The organism is Mesorhizobium sp. B2-5-11 (assembly GCF_006440835.1).
Taxonomy (GTDB): domain Bacteria; phylum Pseudomonadota; class Alphaproteobacteria; order Rhizobiales; family Rhizobiaceae; genus Mesorhizobium.
In genome coordinates, this window is the sequence record NZ_VFUK01000005.1 from 88,773 (window position 1) to 108,823 (window position 20,051).

The window sequence follows — 20,051 nt, forward strand, 5'->3', positions numbered from 1 at the left end:
TCAGATCAGTTTTGCCGGGATCAAGCCGCGCAGTGAATTGCCGACATAGAGCGCCCTGGCGGATTTCAAGTCGTCAAAGCTGTAGATCGCCTCGCGGGCGCGGCCTTCATCCAGAAGCGCGCCGCGCAATACGCCAGGCAGCAGCCCGCAATCGAGGCGGGGCGTCAAAAGCATGCCATCGCCGAAATCGGCGAAGACATTGGTGATGGTGCCTTCGCACATCTCACCACGTTCGTTGGCCAACAGCACTTCGTCAGCCTGGGTGATGAGATATTCAGCGCGGGCATGCGTGTAGACCTGCCGGCGGCTGGTCTTGTGGCGCAGCAGCATCTCGTTCGAATCGAGCCTCGTGCGCGCCAGCCGCAGCGTCCAGACCTTATCGGCGGCGAGCTGCTCATAGGGCTGGACCGAGGCGGCCGCGTCGCCACTGCGCGCCAAAGCCAGGCGCGTGCGCAAGGCGTTGCGCGCGCCATCGACAGCCTTGCCCAACACGTCGCCGATCCTTTGCGGGTCGCAGGCAAAACCGAGTTCGGCCGCCGAACCATAGAGGCGCGCGAGATGCCGCTCGAAGCGCAGGAAGCCCATGGGCGGCTCCCAGCGCATGGTCTCGATCAATTCGAAACCGGCGGCGTTCCCGTCGCGAAGCGGGCTTTCAAGAGACACTCCTGATACTCCTCCTGCGCGGTTGAATCGAAGACGATGCCGCCGCCGACATTGTAGACGGCCTCGCCGCCGGGAAAGAGCGAGATGGTGCGGATCGCCACGGAAAAGCGCATCGTGCCGCCGGGCGCGATCCAGCCGATGGCGCCGCAATAGACATCGCGGGGCGTGCCTTCAAGGTCATGCAGGATCTCCATGGCGCGGATTTTCGGCGCGCCGGTGATGGAGCCGCAGGGAAACAGCGCGGCAAAAATCTGGCGGATCGTGAGGCCCGGCAGCAGCTTCGCCCTGACGTCGCTCACCATCTGGTGGACGGTCGGATAGGTCTCGATGCGGAACAGCTCTGGCACTTCCAGCGTACCGACCTCGCTGATCAGCGAGATGTCGTTGCGAAGCAGGTCGACGATCATCCGGTTCTCGGCCTGGTTCTTCTCATCATTGCGCAGGAAGGTTTTCTGGCGCTCGTCGTCGGCTTCCGTCGCACCACGCGGCGCCGTGCCCTTCATCGGATGCGTCTCGACCATGCCCTGCGCGTCGATCTCGAAGAACAGTTCGGGTGAGCGTGACAGCACGACCGGATCGCCAAGCGAAACCAGGGCACCGTATTTCACCGGCTGGCGTTCGGTCAGCGCGTCGAAGGCGGCCAGCGGATCGCCCGACCATTGCGCATGCACCGGAAAGGTCAGGTTGCCCTGGTAGCAGTCGCCTTGCCTGATGTGCCGGTGCAGCCGTGAGAACCGCTTCTCGTAATCCTCGAACGACCATGTCGCCCTTGCATCGAAGATCGGGCCGTTGGTCCCCGCCGCCTTGCGGGGCGGCACCGGCTCTTGCACCGGCGCGTCGAAGACGCCCAGGCAGACCAGCGGGGCGCGGCGCCCGGCCGGCAGCAACGGAACCAGCTTCGGCTCCAGCAGGTAGCCCGCCTCGTATGAGAAATAGCCGGCAAGCCATTTGCCGGCGTCATGCGCGGCCTGGGCCGCCTGCAGCGCGGCCGAGAAATCCCGGGCCTCGTGCGCCGTGATGACGTCGTCCGGCCCGTCGAAAACGAGCTGGCGCGCGCTTTCGTCATTACGGAAAATTGCGGCGGGCAGGGGCATGGAACTCGGCGCGTGGATCGATGAAGCCAATGATGGCTCTATATGGGGGGCCAGCCGCGCGCAATCGAGGGAGCGGCACCTTGCCACTTAAAGCCGACCTCTGGCCCAACCTCTGGCCCGATCCGTGCGCAGACCTTGCGGCCAAAAGCAAACCGGCGGCGCTTCGTTCGCGCCGCCGGCCGCAATCGTCGGATCTGCCCTGTCGCTCAGGTGTTGCTGGCGGTTCCAGCCGACGGAAACTGCCTGGCGAATTCCGCCTCGTTGCCGGCGGCGAGCAGCTTGGCCTGCTCGATCCAGCGCTCGCGCGCGATACGGCCGTCGAAATTCATGACGTCCTCGATCCGCTTGATATCAGCGGCTGTCCAGGCGGCGATCTGGGCAAAGCTGGTGACGCCTTGTGCCCTGAGCAGTTTCTCGTTGACCGGGCCGATACCGATCAGCCGGCGCAGATTGTCGGGTTTGCCGGAAGCCGCCTTGGCCGGCGCGGCCTTCGCCGGTGCCGCCTTCCTGGACGCCGCGCTGGCCTTGGGTGCCGCCTTGGCGGCAGCGGCCTTCGGCGCACCGGTCTTCGCGGCGCTGGAAGCGGCCTTGGCCGCAGCCGGCTTCCTGGGCGCCGGCTTGGCCGCCGGAGCGGATTTGGCAGGGGTGGGCGTCGACATCAAGGCGGCCGGCGCCGGCGCCGCCGCCTTTGCCGGGCCGGAGCCGGTCGAGGCCTCGCGCAGCTGGCGCTCGAGATCGGCGCGGGTGCGCCCGCAGGCATCCAACTCGCCGGTCAGGCGATCGCTGTCGGCCCGCAGCCGGTCGCGCTCGCTGCGTGTGCGGTCGAGATCGCCGCGCAAGCTGTCGAGCTCACCGCGCAGGCGTCCCCAGATGAACCAGCCAACCAGCACACCCACAAGGAACGCCAGGAGCATGTAGAAAAAAGTGCCCATTGTCTCTCTCTCCAGTCAGATCCGTCTGCCGCGGCATTGGACTTAATGACCTTCGGCGAAGGACTACTCGATGATGGTTCCGCCGCCTGCGGAACAGCCGGCCTCAGTCGAGCCGTCGGCGTCGGCTTTGCAAGCCATGGCCAATGGCCGTCGTCGCGTGCACCGGAACGCCGCGGTCGGCTGAGACTTCCCCGCCCGACCCGTATGCTCCGGCTGAGCTTGGCGGGGAGGCTATCATAGAGCTTACGGAAAGCTATGGGAAAACTACGAAAGAGAGTTATTCAAGAACAGATATTTAGACCAAGAATAGTGTGGGCCCCATATGCATTCCGGCTAAACTGTTCTGAGCAGGTGGGGACGACGTACAGAAGACGCCTCAGTTGTCGAGCGCTTCCAGCTCGTCGATCAAGCCGCTGATCACGCCAAGCCCGATCTGCCAGAAGGCGGGATCGGTGGCATCGAGGCCGAAAGGCGCCAGAAGCTGCGAATGATGCTTGGTGCCGCCGGCGCGCAGCATCTCGAAATATTTGTCCTGGAAGCCGCGCTCGGCGTTCTGGTAGACCGCGTAGAGCGAGTTCACCAGACAGTCGCCGAACGCATAGGCGTAGACGTAGAAGGGCGAATGGATGAAGTGCGGGATGTAGGTCCAGAACACTTCGTAGCCGTCGCGCAACTTTATCGCCGGGCCCAGACTTTCCGCCTGCACCTCCAGCCAGAATTGGCCGAGCCTGTCGGATGTCAGTTCGCCGTTGCGGCGCTCCGCATGCACCTTGCGCTCGAACTCGTAGAAGGCGATCTGGCGCACGACCGTGTTGATCATGTCCTCGACCTTCTGGGCGAGCATGGCCTTGCGCTCGCGCCTGTCGGTGGTCTGCTCGAGCAACGAGCGGAAGGTCAGCATCTCGCCGAAAACGGACGCCGTCTCGGCCAGCGTCAGCGGCGTCGAGGCCATCAGCGCGCCCTGGCCGCCGGCCAGCACCTGGTGCACGCCATGGCCAAGCTCATGCGCCAGCGTCATCACATCGCGCGGCTTGCCCATGTAGTTGAGCAGCACGTAGGGGTGCGCCGAAGGCACGGTCGGATGGGCGAAGGCGCCGGGGGATTTGCCTGGGCGCACCGGCGCGTCGATCCAGTTGCGGTCGAAGAAAGTCCGCGCGATCTCGGCCATCTCGGGCGAGAAGCGCTGATAGGCGGACAGCACCGTGTTCCTGGCCTCGTCCCAGCCGATCACCGCCTGCGGCGTCTCCGGCAGCGGCGCGTTGCGGTCCCAGTGGTTCATCACCTCCATGCCCAGCCAGCGCGCCTTCATCCGGTAATAGCGGTGCGACAGGCGCGGATAGGCCTCGCGCACCGCCGAAGCCAGCGCATCGACCACACCGCGCTCGACGCGGTTGGCGAGATGGCGTGAATCGGCGATGTCCTCGAAACCGCGCCAGCGGTCCGAGATTTCCTTGTCCTTGGCCAGCGTGTTGGTGACCAGCGTGAAGGTGCGCAAATTCCTCCGGAAGGTCTGGGCGAGCGCCTCGGAGGCGCGGCGTCGCACCTCGCCGTCGGCATCCTGCAATCGGTTCAGGGCCGGTTCCAGCGTCAGCTCCTCGCCGTCGACGTCGAAGCGCAGGTCCGTCATCGTCTCGTCGAACAGCCGGTTCCAGGCGCCGCGCCCGGTGATCGACTTCTCGTGGAACAGCTGCTCGACGCGATCCTCGAGCTGATAGGGCTTGTCCAGGCGCAGATCGAGCACCCAGGGCCGGTAATGACCGAAGGCGGGGTCGGCGGCGAGCGCGCCCTCGATGGCCGCGTCGTCGATCAGGTTCAGTTCGAGCGCGAAGAACAGAAGATGCGCGCTGGCGTCGGTCATCTTCTCCTGGATGTCGCCATAGAGCTTGGCGCGCTGCGGATCGGCGGTGTTGCCGGCATAGATGAGGCCGGCATAGGAGACGATGCGGCCGATCAGCTCCTCCAGAGCCTCATAGGCGACAAGCGCCTCGCCCAGCCTGCCTGCGCTGCCGCGCTCGGCCTCGGCGGACAGCGTGCCCTTCCAGCGGCTCTCGAAGGCGACCGCATCGGCGGCGGCTTTGGCGATGTCGCGCTTCAGCTCCGGCGCCTCCATGCCCGCATAGAGGTCGGCAAGATTCCATTCCGGCAGATCGCCAAGCTCGGCGGCGCCCTGACCGGAAGCTGGCGCCGCAGGCCGCCGATCAAACATCACGCGCATCGACAATACCTTCTTTTGAATCAAGTGGCCGGGCCAGGGCCAGAATCAAGGAGAACGGAGAAGCCGGTCAAATCCTAAGGAATTCGTTCACCGGGTTTTTTGAAACCTTATTTAGAACCCTGTGCCAAGATGGTCCATGGGGATATCAGGCGGGCGGCTCAAGACAGTCATGACAGGTTCCATACTCATAGTCGATGACGATCCCGTGCAGCGCCGGCTGCTCGAGGCGGCGGTGACGCGGTTCGGCCACACCGCAATCGTCGTCGACGGGGGCGCTGCCGGCCTCGATGCCCTCGACGGGCCCGGCGCCCGCGACGTGTCGGTGGTCATCCTCGATCTGGTCATGCCCGATCTCGATGGCATCGGCGTGCTCAAGGCGATGCGCGAGCGCGGCATCACCATCCCGGTCATCGTGCAGACCGCCCAGGGCGGCATCGAGACCGTGGTTTCGGCGATGCGCCACGGCGCCTTCGACTTCGTCGTCAAGCCGGCCTCTCCCGACAGGCTGCAGGCCTCGATCGCCAACGCGCTCAAGGTCGAGGCTGTCGAAGGCGAGGTCAAGCGCACGTCGCGCCGGCGCGGCGGGCTGCTGACCTTCAGGGACATGATCACGCACAGTCCCGCCATGGACAAGGTGATCCGCCTCGGCCAGAAAGCGGCGGCATCCAACATCCCGATCCTGATCGAGGGCGAATCCGGCGTCGGCAAGGAACTGGTGGCGCGCGCCATACAGGGCAGCGGCGACCGCCGCTCGAAACCTTTCGTCACCGTCAATTGCGGCGCCATTCCCGACAATCTGGTCGAATCGATCCTGTTCGGCCATGAGAAGGGCTCGTTCACCGGAGCCACGGAGAAGCACACCGGCAAATTCGTCGAAGCGCATTCGGGCACGCTGTTCCTGGACGAGATCGGCGACCTGCCGCTCGACGTGCAGGTCAAGCTGCTGCGCGCCGTCCAGGATGGCGAGGTCGATCCGGTCGGCGGCCGCGCCACGGTCCGGGTCGACATCAGGCTGATTTCGGCGACGCACCGCAATCTCCTGCAGCAGGTCAAGGACGGCAAGTTCCGCGAGGACCTGTTCTACCGGCTCAACGTCTATCCGATCTATGTGCCGCCCTTGCGCGACCGCCGCGACGACATTCCCGATCTGGTCGCACATTTCATGGAGAAGGTGGCTCCGGCGGACCCGCGCCATCGCCTGCGGGGCATTTCGGCGGCGGCGCTCGCCGTGCTCCAGGCCTATGACTGGCCCGGCAACATCCGGCAGCTGGAAAATGCCGTCTTCCGCGCCTCGGTGCTGTGCGAAGGCGATGTGCTCGGCGTCGAGGATTTCCCGCAAATCCGCGCCCAGGTGGAGGGCACGGTCCGTCTCGATGTGGACATCGCGCCGGCCGGCCCGGCTTTGGCCGTAGAACCGCGCGATGAGCCGGCGCTGGCCGGCGAGGGCGTTTCGGCTGCCGAACCCGAATCGCCGACGCGGCTTCAGCCACGCTTCGGCACGCTGCGCGCGCTCGACGAGCGCGGCAATGTGCGCGCGCTGGCGGATGTCGAACTGGAGATGATCAAGCTCGCCATCGATCACTACAACGGCCAGATGAGCGAAGTCGCCCGCCGCCTCGGCATCGGCCGCTCGACGCTTTACCGCAAGCTCAAGGAATACGGCATCGATCCGGAAACCGGCAGGCTCGACCGGCTCGCTTCCTGAGGGCGCTATCGCGCACAGCCGCCCGATGTCCGGCCTGAGAGCGGTCGGCCCGAGTGCGGTCACGCAAGGCCGGGACCAGCTTGCGCTGCCATCATGTCGCCGGTGCATTGATTGGACCGGAGTGTGGCGCGCCGATGGCGACGTCCCCGACGGTCCCGTTCACGCATTAAGGCTAACGGTAACAGATCGTGTTTCGGCCAAACGAGGAATCATGATCTAAACCAGCGGTTTACCAAGAAACCTTGTGGACAATTTTTGGCGGGATATCGCCACGGTCTTACCGCATTTCGGCTTCAATAAGCGATGATTAACCATTAGGATCGATATTCGGATGTGACAACGACACGTCCGTTTGGGCAAATCCGGGGACAAACGGCAGCCTGCAAGGCCTTTTGATTTGAACAGAATCGAACGACACACAAACGGGCGGCACTATCATTTGAGCGTCTGGCCGAAGTGGCTGGCGGCCATGATTGTCGCATTTGGTTTTCTTGCCGCTGCCGCAACCGGCGCCAGGGCCGAAGTCCGTTCTCTGAAGCTCTACCACCTCCACACGCACGAGAAGGCGGAGATCGTCTACAAGCGCAACGGCCGTTACGATCAGGCCGGGCTGAGAAAGATCAACATCATCCTGCGGGACTGGCGCCGCAACGAGCCGACCAAGATGGACCCGCGCCTGCTGGACCTGGTCTGGGAAGCCTATCGGGAAAGCGGCGCCACCGACTATATCCAGGTGGTTTGCGGCTATCGCTCGCCGTCGACGAACTCGATGCTGCGCAGCCGCAGCAAGGGTGTCGCCGAGAAGAGCCAGCACATGCTCGGCAAGGCGATGGACTTCTACATTCCGGGCGTGCCGCTGAAGAAGCTGCGCAATATCGGGCTCAAGATGCAGGGCGGCGGCGTCGGCTACTATCCGAGATCCGGTTCGCCGTTCGTCCACATGGATGTCGGCAATGTGCGCCATTGGCCCGGCATCAGCCGACAGGAACTGGTGAGCCTGTTCCCGAACGGCAAGACGCTGCACGTGCCGAGCGACGGCCGGCCGCTGCCCGGCTTTGAGCAGGCGCTTGCCTCGTACAAGGCACGCAAGGGTTCCGGCGGCGCCGCCATCGAGCTGGCCAGCGCCGGCGGCGGTTCCAAGAGGTCCGGCGGACTGCTGGCTGCCTTCTTCGGCGGCGGCGACGACGAGGCCGACGACAGCGCCGATGTCGCATCCGCAGAGCCGGCACCGAAGCCGAGAAGCGTGAAGCCGGCACCGGCGAGCACCGCCAAGAGCGGCACCCTGCCGGGGATCGCGATCGTGGCGCCCGAGAACGCCAAGCGCGCCGAGATCCCGCAGGTCGCCGAGGAGCAGGCCCCGGAGCCGGAAAAGGATACGCCCGAGACGATCATCGCGGCGTTGCCGGCACGCAGCATCCCGCTGCCCGATTTCGCTCCGCGGCCGAAAGTCGACGTCGGCGCGCAGCCGCCTGAGAATGTTCCCTTCGGCATGGCGGATGCGACGGCCAGCACCGAACAGACCGTGGCAACCGTGCAGACGCCGGCGAATATGCCTTTCGGCAAGGCTGATCCCTCGGCGGTCGCCGCCGATGCAGCGCAGGTTGCCGCCAACAACATACCTTTGCCGACATGGCGCCCCGAACACACGTTGCCGGCGGTGCTGGCGCCTGCGCCCAGCAAGGATGTGCTGATGGCGCTGGCCGAGACGGCCGAGCGTGGCAAGACCGCGACCGATGCCTTCTCGGTGCTGCCGAGCGCGCGGCCGGATATGACCAATATCGATGCGGCCAAGGCCGATGCGGTCAAGCCCGATGCGGTCAAGGCCGTGCTCGACGAGGCCGAGGCGCTTCCCGTGCAGGCTGACTATTATCGGGTTGCGTCGTTGTCCGAGCCTCGTTCGGCTTTCAACGACCCGTCCGGCGTCGATGCCGCATCGCCGCGCGAGGCCGTCGTCGCCCGCGCTGCCGGTTCCGATCCGGTCGCCGCGATCGGCGCCGGCGTGAAGACGACCCGCAAGGAGGCCAGAGCCACCGCCCGCGACCTCAAACCCGGTCCCAAGGCCATCGTGGTTGCCGCCGCACCGCAGGCCGCCCGCTGGGCGCTGACCAGCGGCGAGAATGTCGCGACGGTTTCGAGCGCCACGACGGCGCCGGGCTACGCCTACAACGTGGTCCACACGCCGCCGAGCGAGGTCTACACGGCCGGCTTCCAGCAGGGCGACCAGATGGCGGATGCCAACCGTTTCACCGGCAATGCCGTAAAATTCCTGTCCGTCGCGCGCTTCCAAACGAAGTAAAGACCGGGCATTCCGAAAGCCGCGCCGGGCAACCGGCGCGGCTTTTCGTTGTCAGCCGGCTGTGTGCGGGCACAACCGGCATGCATGAAGCCGGCCCCGGCCCCGCGGGGATCACGGGTGCCTGAACTTCTCGTGAAAAGGTAAAAGCTGCCTGTTTCCCGGCTAGAATGGCTGCGTTCCAACCCCGGGGATATTCATGAAGAAGATCCTGTTGGCATCCGTCCTGGCGCTGGTGGCGGCATCGGCGGCTTTTGCTCCCTCGCAAGCCGAAACCGTGATCATCAAAAATGGCAAGCATCACTGCCGGACCAAGATGGTCACGCATTGGAAGCATCGCCACAAGGCGGTCGAGAAGGTCAGGGTCTGCAACTGACCGCCAAGACACCACTGACTATCATGGCACCAGACTAGCCCGATCGGCGCAAGCCGGCCGGGCTTTTTCGTGCCGCCCGGGATGGTTCAGTCGATGTCCAGCGCGGCCGCTTCGCCCCGCGCCAGAAGCCGCGCGGCATCGCGTGCAGGCGGCAACCCGAACTGACGCGCATACTCCCGGCTGAACTGCGAAGCGCTTTCATAGCCCACGGTAAAGGCAACCCGCGCGGCGTTTCCCGGCTGGGCCAGCAGCAGGTGGCGGGCCTCCAGCAGGCGGACCTGCTTCTGGTACTGGATCGGGCTCATCGCCGTCGCCGCCTTGAAGTGGCGATGAAACGCAGCGCTGCTCATATTGGCGAGCTCGGCCAACCGCCGCACCTCGATAGGCTCGTCATAGTGAGCCCGGATCCAGGCGGTCGCCCGGCGGATCTGTGACAAGCGGCTGTCGGCGCCGGCGAGCTGGCGCAACTTCGCGCCTTGCGGGCCTTGCAACAGGCGAAACAATATCTCGCGCTCGAGCAGGGAAGCGAGCACGGGAATCTCGGCGGGCCTGTCGAGCAGCCGCAGCATCCGGCGCCACGCGTCGAGCAGGTCGTCATTGGCCAGGTAGGTCATGAAATCGTCGCCACCGACGGCCGGCTCGTGCTCGATGAGCAGGGCTGCGATCGCCTTGACATCGAGGGCGAAGCCGATGGCCACATAGGGATGCGCGATACTCGCCTCGATCAGCTGGCTGGTGGCGGGTGTCTCGACCGCGTAGACGAAATAGCTGCCGGCTTGATAACGAAGCGTGCGCTCGCCGATCAGCACCGATTTCGTGCCTTGCAGCACGAACAGCGCCGTCGGCTGACAAAGCTCGGGCATCGGCGACGTCGGGACCTCGCTGCGGCCGATCGTAACGCGAGGGATCGCCGTCCTTGTCCGCCGCCCATGCGCATGGCGGCCGGCGATGGCGATCAATTCCAGCAGCGCTTCTCTCATCGTTTCAGCATTGCCGATCCGCGTGGGCCGCGCAACCAGGTGAGAGGATCAGGCAAGAGCAAGAGAGTTTTCGGCGCGCCAGGCGGGCGGCAATCCGCCATCTCTAAGGCGCGCCGCGTTTGGCGACGCGTCTTGGGCCTTTGTTTATGCATGTCGTTCTCCCGGACCGGGGCCACTTCCAGGCGACATGCATCAGGCCTCCACAAAGGAGATTTGGATATGACGACATCGAAGCGCGCACTGGTGACCGGCGCCAACAAGGGCATCGGCCTGGAGACCGCACGGCGCCTGGCGGCAACGGGATTCAAGGTCTGGCTCGGCGCCCGCGACGCCGAACGCGGCACCGCGACGGCACAGGCGCTGCGCAGCGAAGGGCTCGACGTCGAGTGGCTCGAACTCGACGTCGCCGATGACGAAAGCGTGGCGGCCGCCGCCAGGACCGTCGCGGCGCGGGTAGCCAGCCTCGACGTGCTGGTCAACAATGCCGGCATTGCTCCTGGATATGTCGACGCGCTCGGCTCGAACGGGCGGTATGAGTTGCCGCCGAGCCGGGAGAACATCGCCGACATCAAGGCCACCTATGATGTCAACGTCTTCGGCCCGGTCCGCGTCACCCAGGCATTCCTGCCGCTCTTGCTGGCATCGCCCGCCGGCCGCATCGTCATGGTGAGCAGCTATATCGGCTCGATCGCACGCGCGCAGGACGCAACAGGCGAAAACCAGTCGCCCAACATAATGGGCTATGGCAGCTCCAAGACGGCGCTCAACGCGATTACGGTGGCGTTCGCCAGGGAACTCGCGCCGCGCGGCATCAAGGTGAATGCCGCTGCTCCCGGATACACCGCGACCGATCTCAACGGGCACAGGGGCGGTCGCACGGTGCAGCAGGCAGCCGAGATCATCGTGCGCCTGGCGACGCTAGATGCCGATGGTCCGACTGCCGGCTATTTCGACGAGAATGGCCCGCTGCGCTGGTGAACGCGAAAGCGCTTATCCGGCGAGCTTGCTCGCGGCGCGTGCGAGAGCTTCGATCTCGTCCCACCTGCCGGCCTTGACCATGTCGTCGGGGGCAACCCAGGAGCCGCCGACGCAGATGACATTGGGCAGGCTGAGATAGTCGGCCGCGTTCTTGCCGGTGATGCCGCCGGTCGGGCAGAATTTCACATCGGCGAGCGGCGAGGCGAATGCCTTCAGCGAGGCGATGCCGCCCGACTGCTCGGCCGGGAAGAACTTCAGGAAGCGCAAGCCTGCTTCGCGCGCGGCCATGATCTCGCCGGGGGTAATGGCGCCGGGCAGCAGCGGAACCTCGCTGTCGGCGGCGCCTGCCAGAAGCTCGCGGGTTATGCCCGGGCTGACGATGAATTGCGAGCCGGCGGCGGCCGCCTCGTCGAACTGACGCGCATCCAGAATGGTGCCGGCACCGACGATGGCTTCCTCGACCTCGCCGGCCACGCGCCGGATCGCTTCCAGCGCATCCGCGGTCCTGAGCGTGATCTCGATCGCCGGCAGGCCGCCGCGCGCCAAAGCGCGGGCCAACGGCACCGCATTGGCAACATCAGCGATCTTCAACACCGGGATGACCGGCTGACCGTTGAGCAACGACAGGAGTTTTTCGGTCTTGCTGGGCATCTTCTTCTCCATATCGTTGTCAATTCAACCGATTAGCAGACGGGTATTTTCCTGTCCACGCAACCGGGCGTGTCGTGATGTCACGCACGCCGGGTAGCTTACGGGCTCTTCCGGAACAGGGCCATGGCAGGCCGTCAAACCCGTTTCACCTTGAAACGGCTTTTACGAGCGTCTAGTTGCTCTGGCAATGACACCGTCCGCGCCATCCCAGCCTGTCCGCGTCGCCGCGCTCTACAAATTTGCCCGGCTCGACGCGTTCGAGGTGCTGCGGGCGCCACTGGCTGCCTTCTGCTGTGGGCGCGGCATCAGGGGTACGCTGCTTCTGGCGCATGAAGGCATCAACGGCACGGTCGCCGGCAGCGATGCGGCGATTGCCGAACTGATCGACCATCTCGAAGCCATCGACGGGCTGTCCGGCCTCGAGGTGAAATACAGCAGCGCCGCGCAAACGCCCTTCCACCGCATGAAGGTGCGGCTGAAGCGCGAGATCGTCACCATGGGTGTCGAAGACATCGACCCGGCGAAGAGTGCCGGCACCTATGTCGCGCCGGCCGACTGGAACGCGCTGATTTCCCAACCCGACACGATCGTCATCGACACGCGCAACGCCTACGAAGTGTCGATCGGCACCTTCAAGGGCGCCATCGATCCGGCGACCGCGAGCTTTCGCGAATTCCCGGCCTGGGTGGAAGAGCACCGCGTGGAGCTGGAAGGCCGCAAGGTCGCCATGTTCTGCACCGGCGGCATACGCTGCGAGAAGGCGACGGCCTATGTCAGGTCGCTCGGCTTCGAGGAGGTGTTCCATCTCAAGGGCGGCATCCTGAAATACCTCGAAGAGGTGCCGGCCGAGGAAAGCCTGTGGCAAGGCGAATGCTTCGTCTTCGACGAACGGGTTTCGGTGTCGCACGGCCTCGCCGAGGGCGACGCCGAGCTGTGCCGCGCCTGCCGGCATCCACTGACCTTGGACGAGCTGACATCGCCGAAATTTGCCGCCGGCGTCTCCTGCCCGCATTGTTTCGACGCTCGGTCGGACGACGACCGCCAGCGCTATGCCGAGCGCCAGCGGCAGGTCGAGCTGGCGCAGGCGCGGGGCAGGGGACCGCATATCGGGTCCTGATCAAGGCGCCTGGGCCGGGGCAAAGCGGCGTCCGTCATTGCAATGCCAGGTTTCGGGACCTACGTCTTCGGCGTTCGAAACCTGCCCGTTCGGCCGGGCAATCCTGGAGGCATTGATGTTCGATCCCAAGAAGCTTCTCGACGATCTGCTCGGCTCGCAAATTCCCGGCACCGGCGGCACGGTCCGCGACAAGGCCGGACAGGCGGTGCAGATGGCCAAGGACAATCCTCTTGCGGCGGGCGCGCTGGCCGCGGTGCTGCTTGGAACCGGCGCCGGGCGCCAGGTCACCGGTGCCGCCGTCAAGCTCGGCGGGTTGGCAGCGATCGGTGGCCTCGCCTACAAGGCCTACCAGAACTATAAGGCCGGCAATGCACCCGAGCAGGCGCCGGCGGCCGGCGAACCGGAATTGCTGCCGCCGCCGAAGGACACTGCGTTCCACCCGTCGCAAGCGCCGCAGGGCGAGGACGAATTCACGCTGACCCTGGTGCGGGCGATGATCTCGGCGGCCAAGGCCGACGGCCATGTCGACGACGAGGAGCGCAAGAAGATCGCCGGCAAGCTGAGCCTCGCGGGGATCGGTTCCGATGCGGAAAAATTCCTGATGGCGGAGCTGGAGAACCCGCTCGACCTCGACACGCTGGTGGCCGGCGCCAAGACCGACGCGCAGAAGCTTGAGCTCTACACCGCGTCGCGCCTTACAATCGATCCCGACACACGCGCCGAGCGCGGCTATCTCGATCTGCTCGCGGGCCGGCTCGGCCTGCCGGATGCGCTGATCGACCATGTCGAGGCAACGGTTTCGGCGGCCAAAGTGCCGGCTGCCAAGGCCGGGACCTCACCCAATCCACGCTGGTAGGCCAAAACGGAACAGGCGGGCCTTCGTGGCGTTAACCTCTCGTTAACCCAGGAAGCGCATGATTCTAGACAGTCGGATCGGCTTTCCTCCTCCCAAGTCCGGTCCAGATCAGGGCGGTCGCCAATGACCGCCCTTTTTGTCGGCCCTCCGGGCTTCTCCCAAAAAGGAATTGCACCTTTCGGCACCCGGCCAGGCTCCGAACCCGTGATAGGAATTTTTTCCTTGACTGGGTGACGGCAACTATGGTAGATATTTGGTTATGGTGCTGAGTTGCGCCAGGGACCCGCCGCACAGGCGGGTTTTCCGTTCAATGCTCCCTCGACAGCGCGCGGTCGAAGGCCGGACGAAACCTGTCAGCTTGGATTCGTTGCCCTGGACACCAGCGTCCCGCTTGCCATCGCCGCCGTCATTTGCGATGCCTTTTGCCCCTGGACCACCTGAAAATCAGTCGAGCCAAATGCGGCGCAGCCGGAGGATATCTGCCATGACCGAAAAAACCGCCATCGTCACCGGCGCCGGCACGGGCATCGGCAAGAGCGTCGCCACCGCGCTGCTCAAAGCCGGCTGGAACACTGTATTCTGCGGACGCCGGAAGGGGGTGCTGGACGAGGCGATCGCCGCGGCCGGGCAGACGGATGCCAAGGCACTGGCTGTCGCCTGCGACATCAGCAAGCCCGGCGAGGTCGATGATTTGTTCGAGACGGTGGCGGAGGCGTTCGGCCGCGTCGACCTGCTCTTCAACAATGCCGGCATGGGCTACAAGTCGGCGCCGATCGACGAGATCCCGGTCGAGGTGTGGAACGATATTGTGGGCGTAAACCTCACCGGTTCGTTCCTGTGCGCCCGCGCGGCCTTCCGCGCCATGCGCAAGCAGAAACCGATGGGCGGCCGCATCATCAACAATGGCTCCATCTCGGCCTACGCGCCGCGCCCGGGATCGGTGCCCTATACCGCGACCAAGCATGCCATCACCGGGCTGACCAAGACGCTGGCGCTCGACGGCCGCCCCTACGACATTGCCTGCGGCCAGATCGACATCGGCAATGCGCTGACCGACATGGCGCAACCGATGACGGTCGGCGTGCCACAGGCCAACGGCTCCATTGCCGCCGAAGCGGTGATGGACGTCCAGCACGTGGCCGACGCCGTCGTCCACATGGCCAGCCTGCCGCTCGAGGCCAATGTGCTGTTCATGACCGTGATGGCGACCAAGATGCCGTTCGTGGGCAGAGGCTGACCAAGCCTTTATTTTTGCGCAATTCCCAAGGGAAAGCGCTACGCGCTTTTCCCGGGAAAACCTCTACGCACTTTTTCTGGAGTTGCCTTAGGCCCCCGCCAGCGCCACGCCCGGCAGATAGAGCGCGATCGGGCGGATCTCGTAGACGGCGGTCGGGTTGACGCGGCGCAGATCGCGCGCGATGGCGATCGCGTCATCGCGCTTGGCGCAATCGACGACATAGAGGCCGAGAAGCTGTTCCTTGGTCTCGGCGAAGGGGCCGTCGATGACGATCCCGTCGCCGGGTCCGCGCAAGGTGCAGGCCGACTGGGTCGCTCCAAGCCGCGCCGAGGGGCCGAGGCTGCCGTTCGCATAGAGCCCGTCGTGGATCTTGAGCAGGTCGGTCATCAGTGCCGCATCTTCCTGCGGCGTCAGTGCCTTGATCGCGTCTTCCACGTGATAGGCAAGAATTGCATAAAACATCGAGGCACCCCATTTCGATCCTGATCCAACGATCGTAGCGGCTCCCCGCACGCAGGCACAGTCTTTGGCCATGCGCCTCCCGACGCATCATGACATTGCCATGCCGCCAGCGGCAATCGATGCGGGCTCGCGGCGAACGCCGGAGGCCTCACTTGGCCAGGAACGCTCCGATCCTGTCCAGCGCGCGCAAAATGTTCTCCTCGGAATTGGCGTAGGAGAGCCTGACATAGCCCTCGCCGAGAATGCCGAAATCGGGGCCGCCGATCAGTGCCACGCCGGCGTCGTCAAGCAGGGCCGAGGCCAGTTGCTTCGCCTTCCAGCCGGTCTTCGACACGTTGGGGAAGGCATAGAAGGCGCCCTTGGGCGTGATGCAGGATATGTTTGGCAGGGCGTTCAGTCCCTCGACCACGATCTTCCTGCGGCGGTCGAAGGCGCGCATCATCTTGTCGACGTCGTCCTGCGGGCCGTCGATGGCCGCGATGCCGGCAAACTGGCTCGGCGCGTTGACGCAGGACCAGCAATTGACCGCCAGCTTGCGCACCTTGTCGTAGAGATGGGCGCCCTTGTCGCCGTTCGGCCAGATCGACCAGCCCATGCGCCAACCGGTCATCGCCCAGGTCTTCGACCAGCCGTTGAGCACGATCAGCCGGTCGCGGATTTCAGGAAACCCGAGCAGCGAGCAGTGTTTTTCGCCGTCATAGGTCATCACGTCGTAGATTTCGTCGGAGAGGATGGCCACCTGCGGATGTGCCTCCAGTCCCTTGACCAGCTTCTCGATCTCGGCGCGCGGTGTGACGCCGCCGGTCGGGTTGGCCGGCGAGTTGAGGATCAGGAGCCTCGTCTTCGAGGTGATCAGCGCCAGCGTCTCATCGGCCGAGAAGGCAAAGCCGTTCTCCTCGCGCATCGGCACGGGAATGGGTGCCGCACCGGTGAACTCGATCATCGAGCGGTAGATGGGAAAACCGGGATCGGGATAGAGGATCTCGGCGCCGGGCTCGCCGAACATCAGGATGGCGGCGAACATGGTCGGCTTGCCGCCGGGCAGGATCATCACCGCCTCGGGCGATACCTCGACCCCGGTCGTGGTCAGCGTGCGGCGCACCACCGCCTCGCGCGTCGCCAACACGCCGTTCGCCGGCGTGTAGCCGTGGTGGCCGTCGCGCAGCGCCTTGATCGCCGCCTCGACAATGTGCTGCGGCGTCTTGAAGTCGGGCTGGCCGATGCCGAGATTGACGATGTCGCGGCCTTGTTGGGCGAGTGCCGTGGCCCTCGCGAGCACGGCGAAGGCGTTTTCCTCGCCGAGACGATCGAAGGCCGAAATCGTGTGGAGCATTTTTCCCGTCCGTGTGGTTCTTGCTATGCGGTTGCGTTTTTGTGAGCTTCGGCCCGCAAAAGTCAAACGGATTGGAGCTTTCGGTGTCGGAAAATCTCAAGAACTGGCAACCGCGTCCGCGCCCGGAGCGCAAGGTGCTGGAGGGCCGCTATGTCAGGCTTGAGCCGCTGAGCGCCGCCAAGCACGGCGATGGCCTCTATGAAGCGTCTTCCGTGGCCGACGTCGATGGCCGCTTCGCCTGGCTGCCCGACTATCCGCCGGAAACCCGCGCCGCCTTCCAGCCTTGGCTGGACAAGGTGGAGGCGAGCGAGGATCCGCTGTTCTTCGCCGTCATCGACAAACCGAGCGGCAAGGTCGCCGGGCGCCAGACGTTGATGCGCATCGATCCGGCCTATGGCGTCATCGAGATCGGCAACATCTATTGGGGGCCGCTCATCGCGCGCAAGCCGGCGGCGACGGAAGCGCAGTTCCTGTTCATGAAATACATTTTCGACGAGCTCGGCTATCGCCGCTACGAATGGAAATGCAACAACCGCAACGAGCCGTCGAAGCGCGCCGCGGAACGGTTCGGCTTCAAGTTCGAGGGCGTTTTCCGCCAGCACCTGATCGTCAAGGGTGAAAACCGCGACACCGCATGGTATTCGATCATCGACAAGGAATGGCCGGCCTTGCGCAAAGCCTACGAGGCGTGGCTCGATCCGGCCAATTTCGACGGTGCCGGCCAGCAGAAACGACGGCTCGAGGATTTTCGCGCGGAATTCGGCGCTTGAGCTGAATCCGGGCATGGGAGTTTGCCATTGGCGCACAGTGACGACGACAGCCGGCACGACGACAGCCGGCACGACCACAGCGGGCACGGCTACAGCGGGCACGGCCACAGCGGGCATAGTCATGGCTCGACCGACAAGAAGCGCGTTTTGATCGCGGCCTGCCTGACGGCAGGCTTCATGGTGGCCGAGGCGCTTGGCGGCCTCTTCACCGGCTCTCTGGCGCTGCTGGCCGATGCCGGCCACATGCTTGCCGACGCCATTGCGCTCGGCCTGGCCTGGTATGCGTTTCATCTTGCGGACCGGCCGGCGACCGTCCGCCTGACCTATGGCTTCGGCCGGGTCAAGACGCTGGTGGCCTACACCAACGGCATCGCCATCTTCGTCATCGCGCTGTGGATCGTCTACGAGGCGTGGGAGCGCCTGCAGACGCCGGCGCCGGTGCTGGGCGGGCCGATGCTGGTGGTGGCGATCCTCGGCCTGCTGGTCAACATCGGCTCCTTCCTGGTGCTGCATGGCGGCGACCGTGAGAGCCTCAACATGCGCGGCGCCATCCTGCATGTGCTCGGCGACCTGCTCGGCTCGGCCGCGGCAATCGTGGCGGCGATCGTCATTCTGGCCACCGGCTGGACCCCGATCGATCCGATCCTGTCGGTGCTGGTCTCGCTGCTGATCCTGTCCACGGCATGGTCGCTGATGCGCGCGGCCGCCCACGTCCTGCTCGAAGGGGTGCCGCCGAGCCTCGACCGGGACCTGATCGCCAGCGACATCGCGACGACGGTCCAGGGGGTGCGCGAGGTGCACCACATGCATATCTGGTCGATCGACGGCACCAGCAGCATGGCGACGCTGCATGCATGCCTCAACGAGGGCGTGGACGCGCACAAGGCGGTCAGCGCGATCAAGAAGCGGCTTGCGTCGGAGCATGGCATCAGCCATGCCACGGTGGAACCTGAATTCGGCCAGTGCGCCGACGACGGCGACGAGCACGACCATGGTCATGACCATGATCACCACCAGGGGCATGACGCGGCTTTGCATCATGGCCATCATCACTGACGCAGGGAATCCAAGCGCCTTGAATCCGAGCTCGACGACCCCTGGCCACGCCGGGACAGCATAATGGATCGCGATAGCAAGAACGCCGCCATCGCCGCGCTGTCGATCATGCTGCTGTTCGGCATTGCCGTTTATTTCCTGCCAAACATCATGCTGGCCCTCGGCGATCTGTCGACCGTGCTGGCCGGCATCTTCGGCACCGCGTTCGTGCTGGCGTTTTTCTTGGTGTTCTGGCTGCGCGCGCGCAGCCAACGCAAAAATCAGGGCAAATAAGGGAAGTTCGACATGCGCATTCTGATCACGGGCGCCGCCGGCATGGTCGGCCGCAAGCTCATTGCACGGCTGGCGAAGGACGGCAGGCTGCGCGGCCAGAAGATCACCGCGCTCGACCTGCACGACATCGTACCGCCACAGGCGCCGGCCATCGACGGCGTCAGCATCCACAGCCATACCGGCGATCTCGCCGAGGCGGGCGCCGCCGAGAGGCTGGTCGCGTCGCGGCCCGACGTCGTGTTCCATCTCGCCGGCATCGTATCGGGCGAGGCGGAAGCCAATTTCGATCTCGGCTACCGCGTCAATCTCGACGGCACGCGCGCCTTGTTCGATGCCGTCCGCCTGGCTGGGTTTGCGCCGCGCGTCGTGTTCACCTCGTCGATCGCGGTGTTCGGCGCGCCGTTCCCGGACGTCATTCCCGATGAATTCCACACGACGCCGCTGACCTCCTACGGCACGCAGAAGCAGATGAGCGAGGCGCTGCTGGCCGACTATTCCAGGCGCGGCTTCTTCGACGGCATCGGCATCCGGCTGCCGACCATCTGCGTGCGGCCGGGCAAGCCGAACAAGGCGGCCTCCGGCTTCTTCTCCGGCATCATCCGCGAGCCGCTGAACGGTCAGGAGGCGATCCTGCCGGTGCCGCACACCGTCGTCCATACCCACGCCAGCCCGCGATCGGCGGTGAATTTCCTGATCCATGCGGCCGGGATCGACGGCGCCGCCGTCGGGCCGCGCCGCAACCTGACGATGCCAGGCGTCGCCGTCACCGTCGGCGAGCAGATCGAGGCGCTGGAACGCATCGCCGGGCCGAAGGCGGTGAGCCTGATCCGCGAGGAGCCTGACGAGACGATCTGGGCGATCGTCAAGGGCTGGCCGACGCGGTTCGAGGCGCGGCGGTCAAGGGAACTCGGCTTCAGCGCCGAGAAGAGTTTTGACGAGATTATCCGCGCTCATATCGAGGATGAACTGGGCGGCAAGGTGTATTGATATTCAGGTGACGCCGGCCTGCGAACGGCTGATACCTGCGCTTCCGGTGCTCACGTACTTTAAGTACGCTCCG

19 protein-coding genes are annotated in these 20,051 nt (G+C 65.1%); 11 read left to right on the forward strand and 8 right to left on the reverse strand.

Annotated features, from left to right (window positions below):
- The 4 genes from FJ490_RS17035 to FJ490_RS17050 all read right to left on the reverse strand — a co-directional run bounded on the left by FJ490_RS17035 (position 1) and on the right by FJ490_RS17050 (position 4,904).
- Entirely contained in the window at positions 1 to 663 is a 663-nt protein-coding gene (locus FJ490_RS17035) for an aminotransferase class IV family protein (protein ID WP_140729025.1), read from the reverse strand.
- Complete coding sequence (locus tag FJ490_RS17040; protein ID WP_140729026.1) at positions 612 to 1,757, reverse strand: aminodeoxychorismate synthase component I; 1,146 nt, start codon at positions 1,755 to 1,757, stop codon at positions 612 to 614. The genes FJ490_RS17035 and FJ490_RS17040 overlap by 52 nt, the downstream gene beginning before the upstream one ends.
- A 206-nt stretch (positions 1,758 to 1,963) precedes the next feature.
- On the reverse strand, positions 1,964 to 2,689 hold the full coding sequence (locus FJ490_RS17045) for a proton-conducting membrane transporter (RefSeq protein ID WP_140729027.1): 726 nt from the start codon (positions 2,687 to 2,689) through the stop codon (positions 1,964 to 1,966).
- Positions 2,690 to 3,065: 376 nt separating this feature from the next.
- On the reverse strand, positions 3,066 to 4,904 hold the full coding sequence (locus FJ490_RS17050; RefSeq protein WP_181165232.1) for a M3 family oligoendopeptidase: 1,839 nt from the start codon (positions 4,902 to 4,904) through the stop codon (positions 3,066 to 3,068).
- Positions 4,905 to 5,073: 169 nt separating this feature from the next.
- Here FJ490_RS17050 and FJ490_RS17055 point away from each other — a divergent pair, with 169 nt between their 5' ends.
- The 3 genes from FJ490_RS17055 to FJ490_RS32710 all read left to right on the forward strand — a co-directional run bounded on the left by FJ490_RS17055 (position 5,074) and on the right by FJ490_RS32710 (position 9,278).
- Positions 5,074 to 6,609 (forward strand): sigma-54 dependent transcriptional regulator, encoded by a 1,536-nt coding sequence (locus tag FJ490_RS17055; RefSeq protein ID WP_140729028.1) that lies wholly within the window; start codon positions 5,074 to 5,076, stop codon positions 6,607 to 6,609.
- A 469-nt stretch (positions 6,610 to 7,078) separates the two neighbouring features.
- On the forward strand, positions 7,079 to 8,905 hold the full coding sequence (locus FJ490_RS17060) for a DUF882 domain-containing protein (RefSeq protein ID WP_181165231.1): 1,827 nt from the start codon (positions 7,079 to 7,081) through the stop codon (positions 8,903 to 8,905).
- 196 nt (positions 8,906 to 9,101) lie between these two features.
- Positions 9,102 to 9,278, forward strand: a complete 177-nt coding sequence (locus tag FJ490_RS32710; RefSeq protein WP_181165230.1) for a hypothetical protein — start codon at positions 9,102 to 9,104, stop codon at positions 9,276 to 9,278.
- Between the two features lie 86 nt (positions 9,279 to 9,364).
- On the opposite strand, the gene FJ490_RS17065 is transcribed toward FJ490_RS32710, so the two are convergent.
- Complete coding sequence (locus FJ490_RS17065) at positions 9,365 to 10,258, reverse strand: AraC family transcriptional regulator (protein ID WP_140729029.1); 894 nt, start codon at positions 10,256 to 10,258, stop codon at positions 9,365 to 9,367.
- Between the two features lie 219 nt (positions 10,259 to 10,477).
- Between FJ490_RS17065 and FJ490_RS17070 the strand changes: the two genes are divergently transcribed.
- Entirely contained in the window at positions 10,478 to 11,236 is a 759-nt protein-coding gene (locus FJ490_RS17070; RefSeq protein ID WP_140729030.1) for an SDR family oxidoreductase, read from the forward strand.
- Positions 11,237 to 11,248: 12 nt separating this feature from the next.
- On the opposite strand, the gene FJ490_RS17075 is transcribed toward FJ490_RS17070, so the two are convergent.
- Entirely contained in the window at positions 11,249 to 11,887 is a 639-nt protein-coding gene (locus FJ490_RS17075) for a 2-dehydro-3-deoxy-phosphogluconate aldolase (RefSeq protein WP_140566208.1), read from the reverse strand.
- A gap of 187 nt (positions 11,888 to 12,074) precedes the next feature.
- Between FJ490_RS17075 and FJ490_RS17080 the strand changes: the two genes are divergently transcribed.
- From FJ490_RS17080 to FJ490_RS17090, 3 genes are all read left to right on the forward strand, one after another.
- Complete coding sequence (locus FJ490_RS17080; RefSeq protein ID WP_140729031.1) at positions 12,075 to 13,004, forward strand: rhodanese-related sulfurtransferase; 930 nt, start codon at positions 12,075 to 12,077, stop codon at positions 13,002 to 13,004.
- Between the two features lie 115 nt (positions 13,005 to 13,119).
- Entirely contained in the window at positions 13,120 to 13,860 is a 741-nt protein-coding gene (locus FJ490_RS17085) for a tellurite resistance TerB family protein (RefSeq protein WP_140650205.1), read from the forward strand.
- A gap of 484 nt (positions 13,861 to 14,344) precedes the next feature.
- Complete coding sequence (locus tag FJ490_RS17090; RefSeq protein WP_140522375.1) at positions 14,345 to 15,097, forward strand: SDR family oxidoreductase; 753 nt, start codon at positions 14,345 to 14,347, stop codon at positions 15,095 to 15,097.
- Between the two features lie 87 nt (positions 15,098 to 15,184).
- Here FJ490_RS17090 and FJ490_RS17095 read toward each other — a convergent pair whose 3' ends face one another.
- Positions 15,185 to 15,559 (reverse strand): YciI family protein, encoded by a 375-nt coding sequence (locus FJ490_RS17095; RefSeq protein ID WP_140496262.1) that lies wholly within the window; start codon positions 15,557 to 15,559, stop codon positions 15,185 to 15,187.
- Positions 15,560 to 15,707: 148 nt separating this feature from the next.
- The gene (locus FJ490_RS17100; RefSeq protein ID WP_140729032.1) at positions 15,708 to 16,892 is read right to left on the reverse strand and encodes a pyridoxal phosphate-dependent aminotransferase; all 1,185 of its coding nucleotides are present in this window, start codon (positions 16,890 to 16,892) and stop codon (positions 15,708 to 15,710) included.
- A gap of 83 nt (positions 16,893 to 16,975) precedes the next feature.
- Between FJ490_RS17100 and FJ490_RS17105 the strand changes: the two genes are divergently transcribed.
- The 4 genes from FJ490_RS17105 to denD are packed head-to-tail and all read left to right on the forward strand — an operon-like array spanning position 16,976 to position 19,978.
- Positions 16,976 to 17,662 carry a GNAT family protein gene (locus tag FJ490_RS17105; RefSeq protein ID WP_140729033.1) on the forward strand — a complete coding sequence of 229 codons (687 nt, stop codon included), beginning with the start codon at positions 16,976 to 16,978 and terminating at the stop codon, positions 17,660 to 17,662.
- A gap of 27 nt (positions 17,663 to 17,689) precedes the next feature.
- Positions 17,690 to 18,718 (forward strand): cation diffusion facilitator family transporter, encoded by a 1,029-nt coding sequence (locus tag FJ490_RS17110; RefSeq protein WP_140729034.1) that lies wholly within the window; start codon positions 17,690 to 17,692, stop codon positions 18,716 to 18,718.
- Between the two features lie 60 nt (positions 18,719 to 18,778).
- A complete protein-coding gene (locus FJ490_RS17115) occupies positions 18,779 to 18,991 on the forward strand; it encodes a SoxR reducing system RseC family protein (RefSeq protein ID WP_140496258.1) in 213 nt (70 codons plus the stop codon).
- A 12-nt stretch (positions 18,992 to 19,003) separates the two neighbouring features.
- On the forward strand, positions 19,004 to 19,978 hold the full coding sequence (gene denD / locus FJ490_RS17120; RefSeq protein ID WP_140729035.1) for a D-erythronate dehydrogenase: 975 nt from the start codon (positions 19,004 to 19,006) through the stop codon (positions 19,976 to 19,978).
- The last annotated feature ends 73 nt before the right edge of the window (positions 19,979 to 20,051 follow it).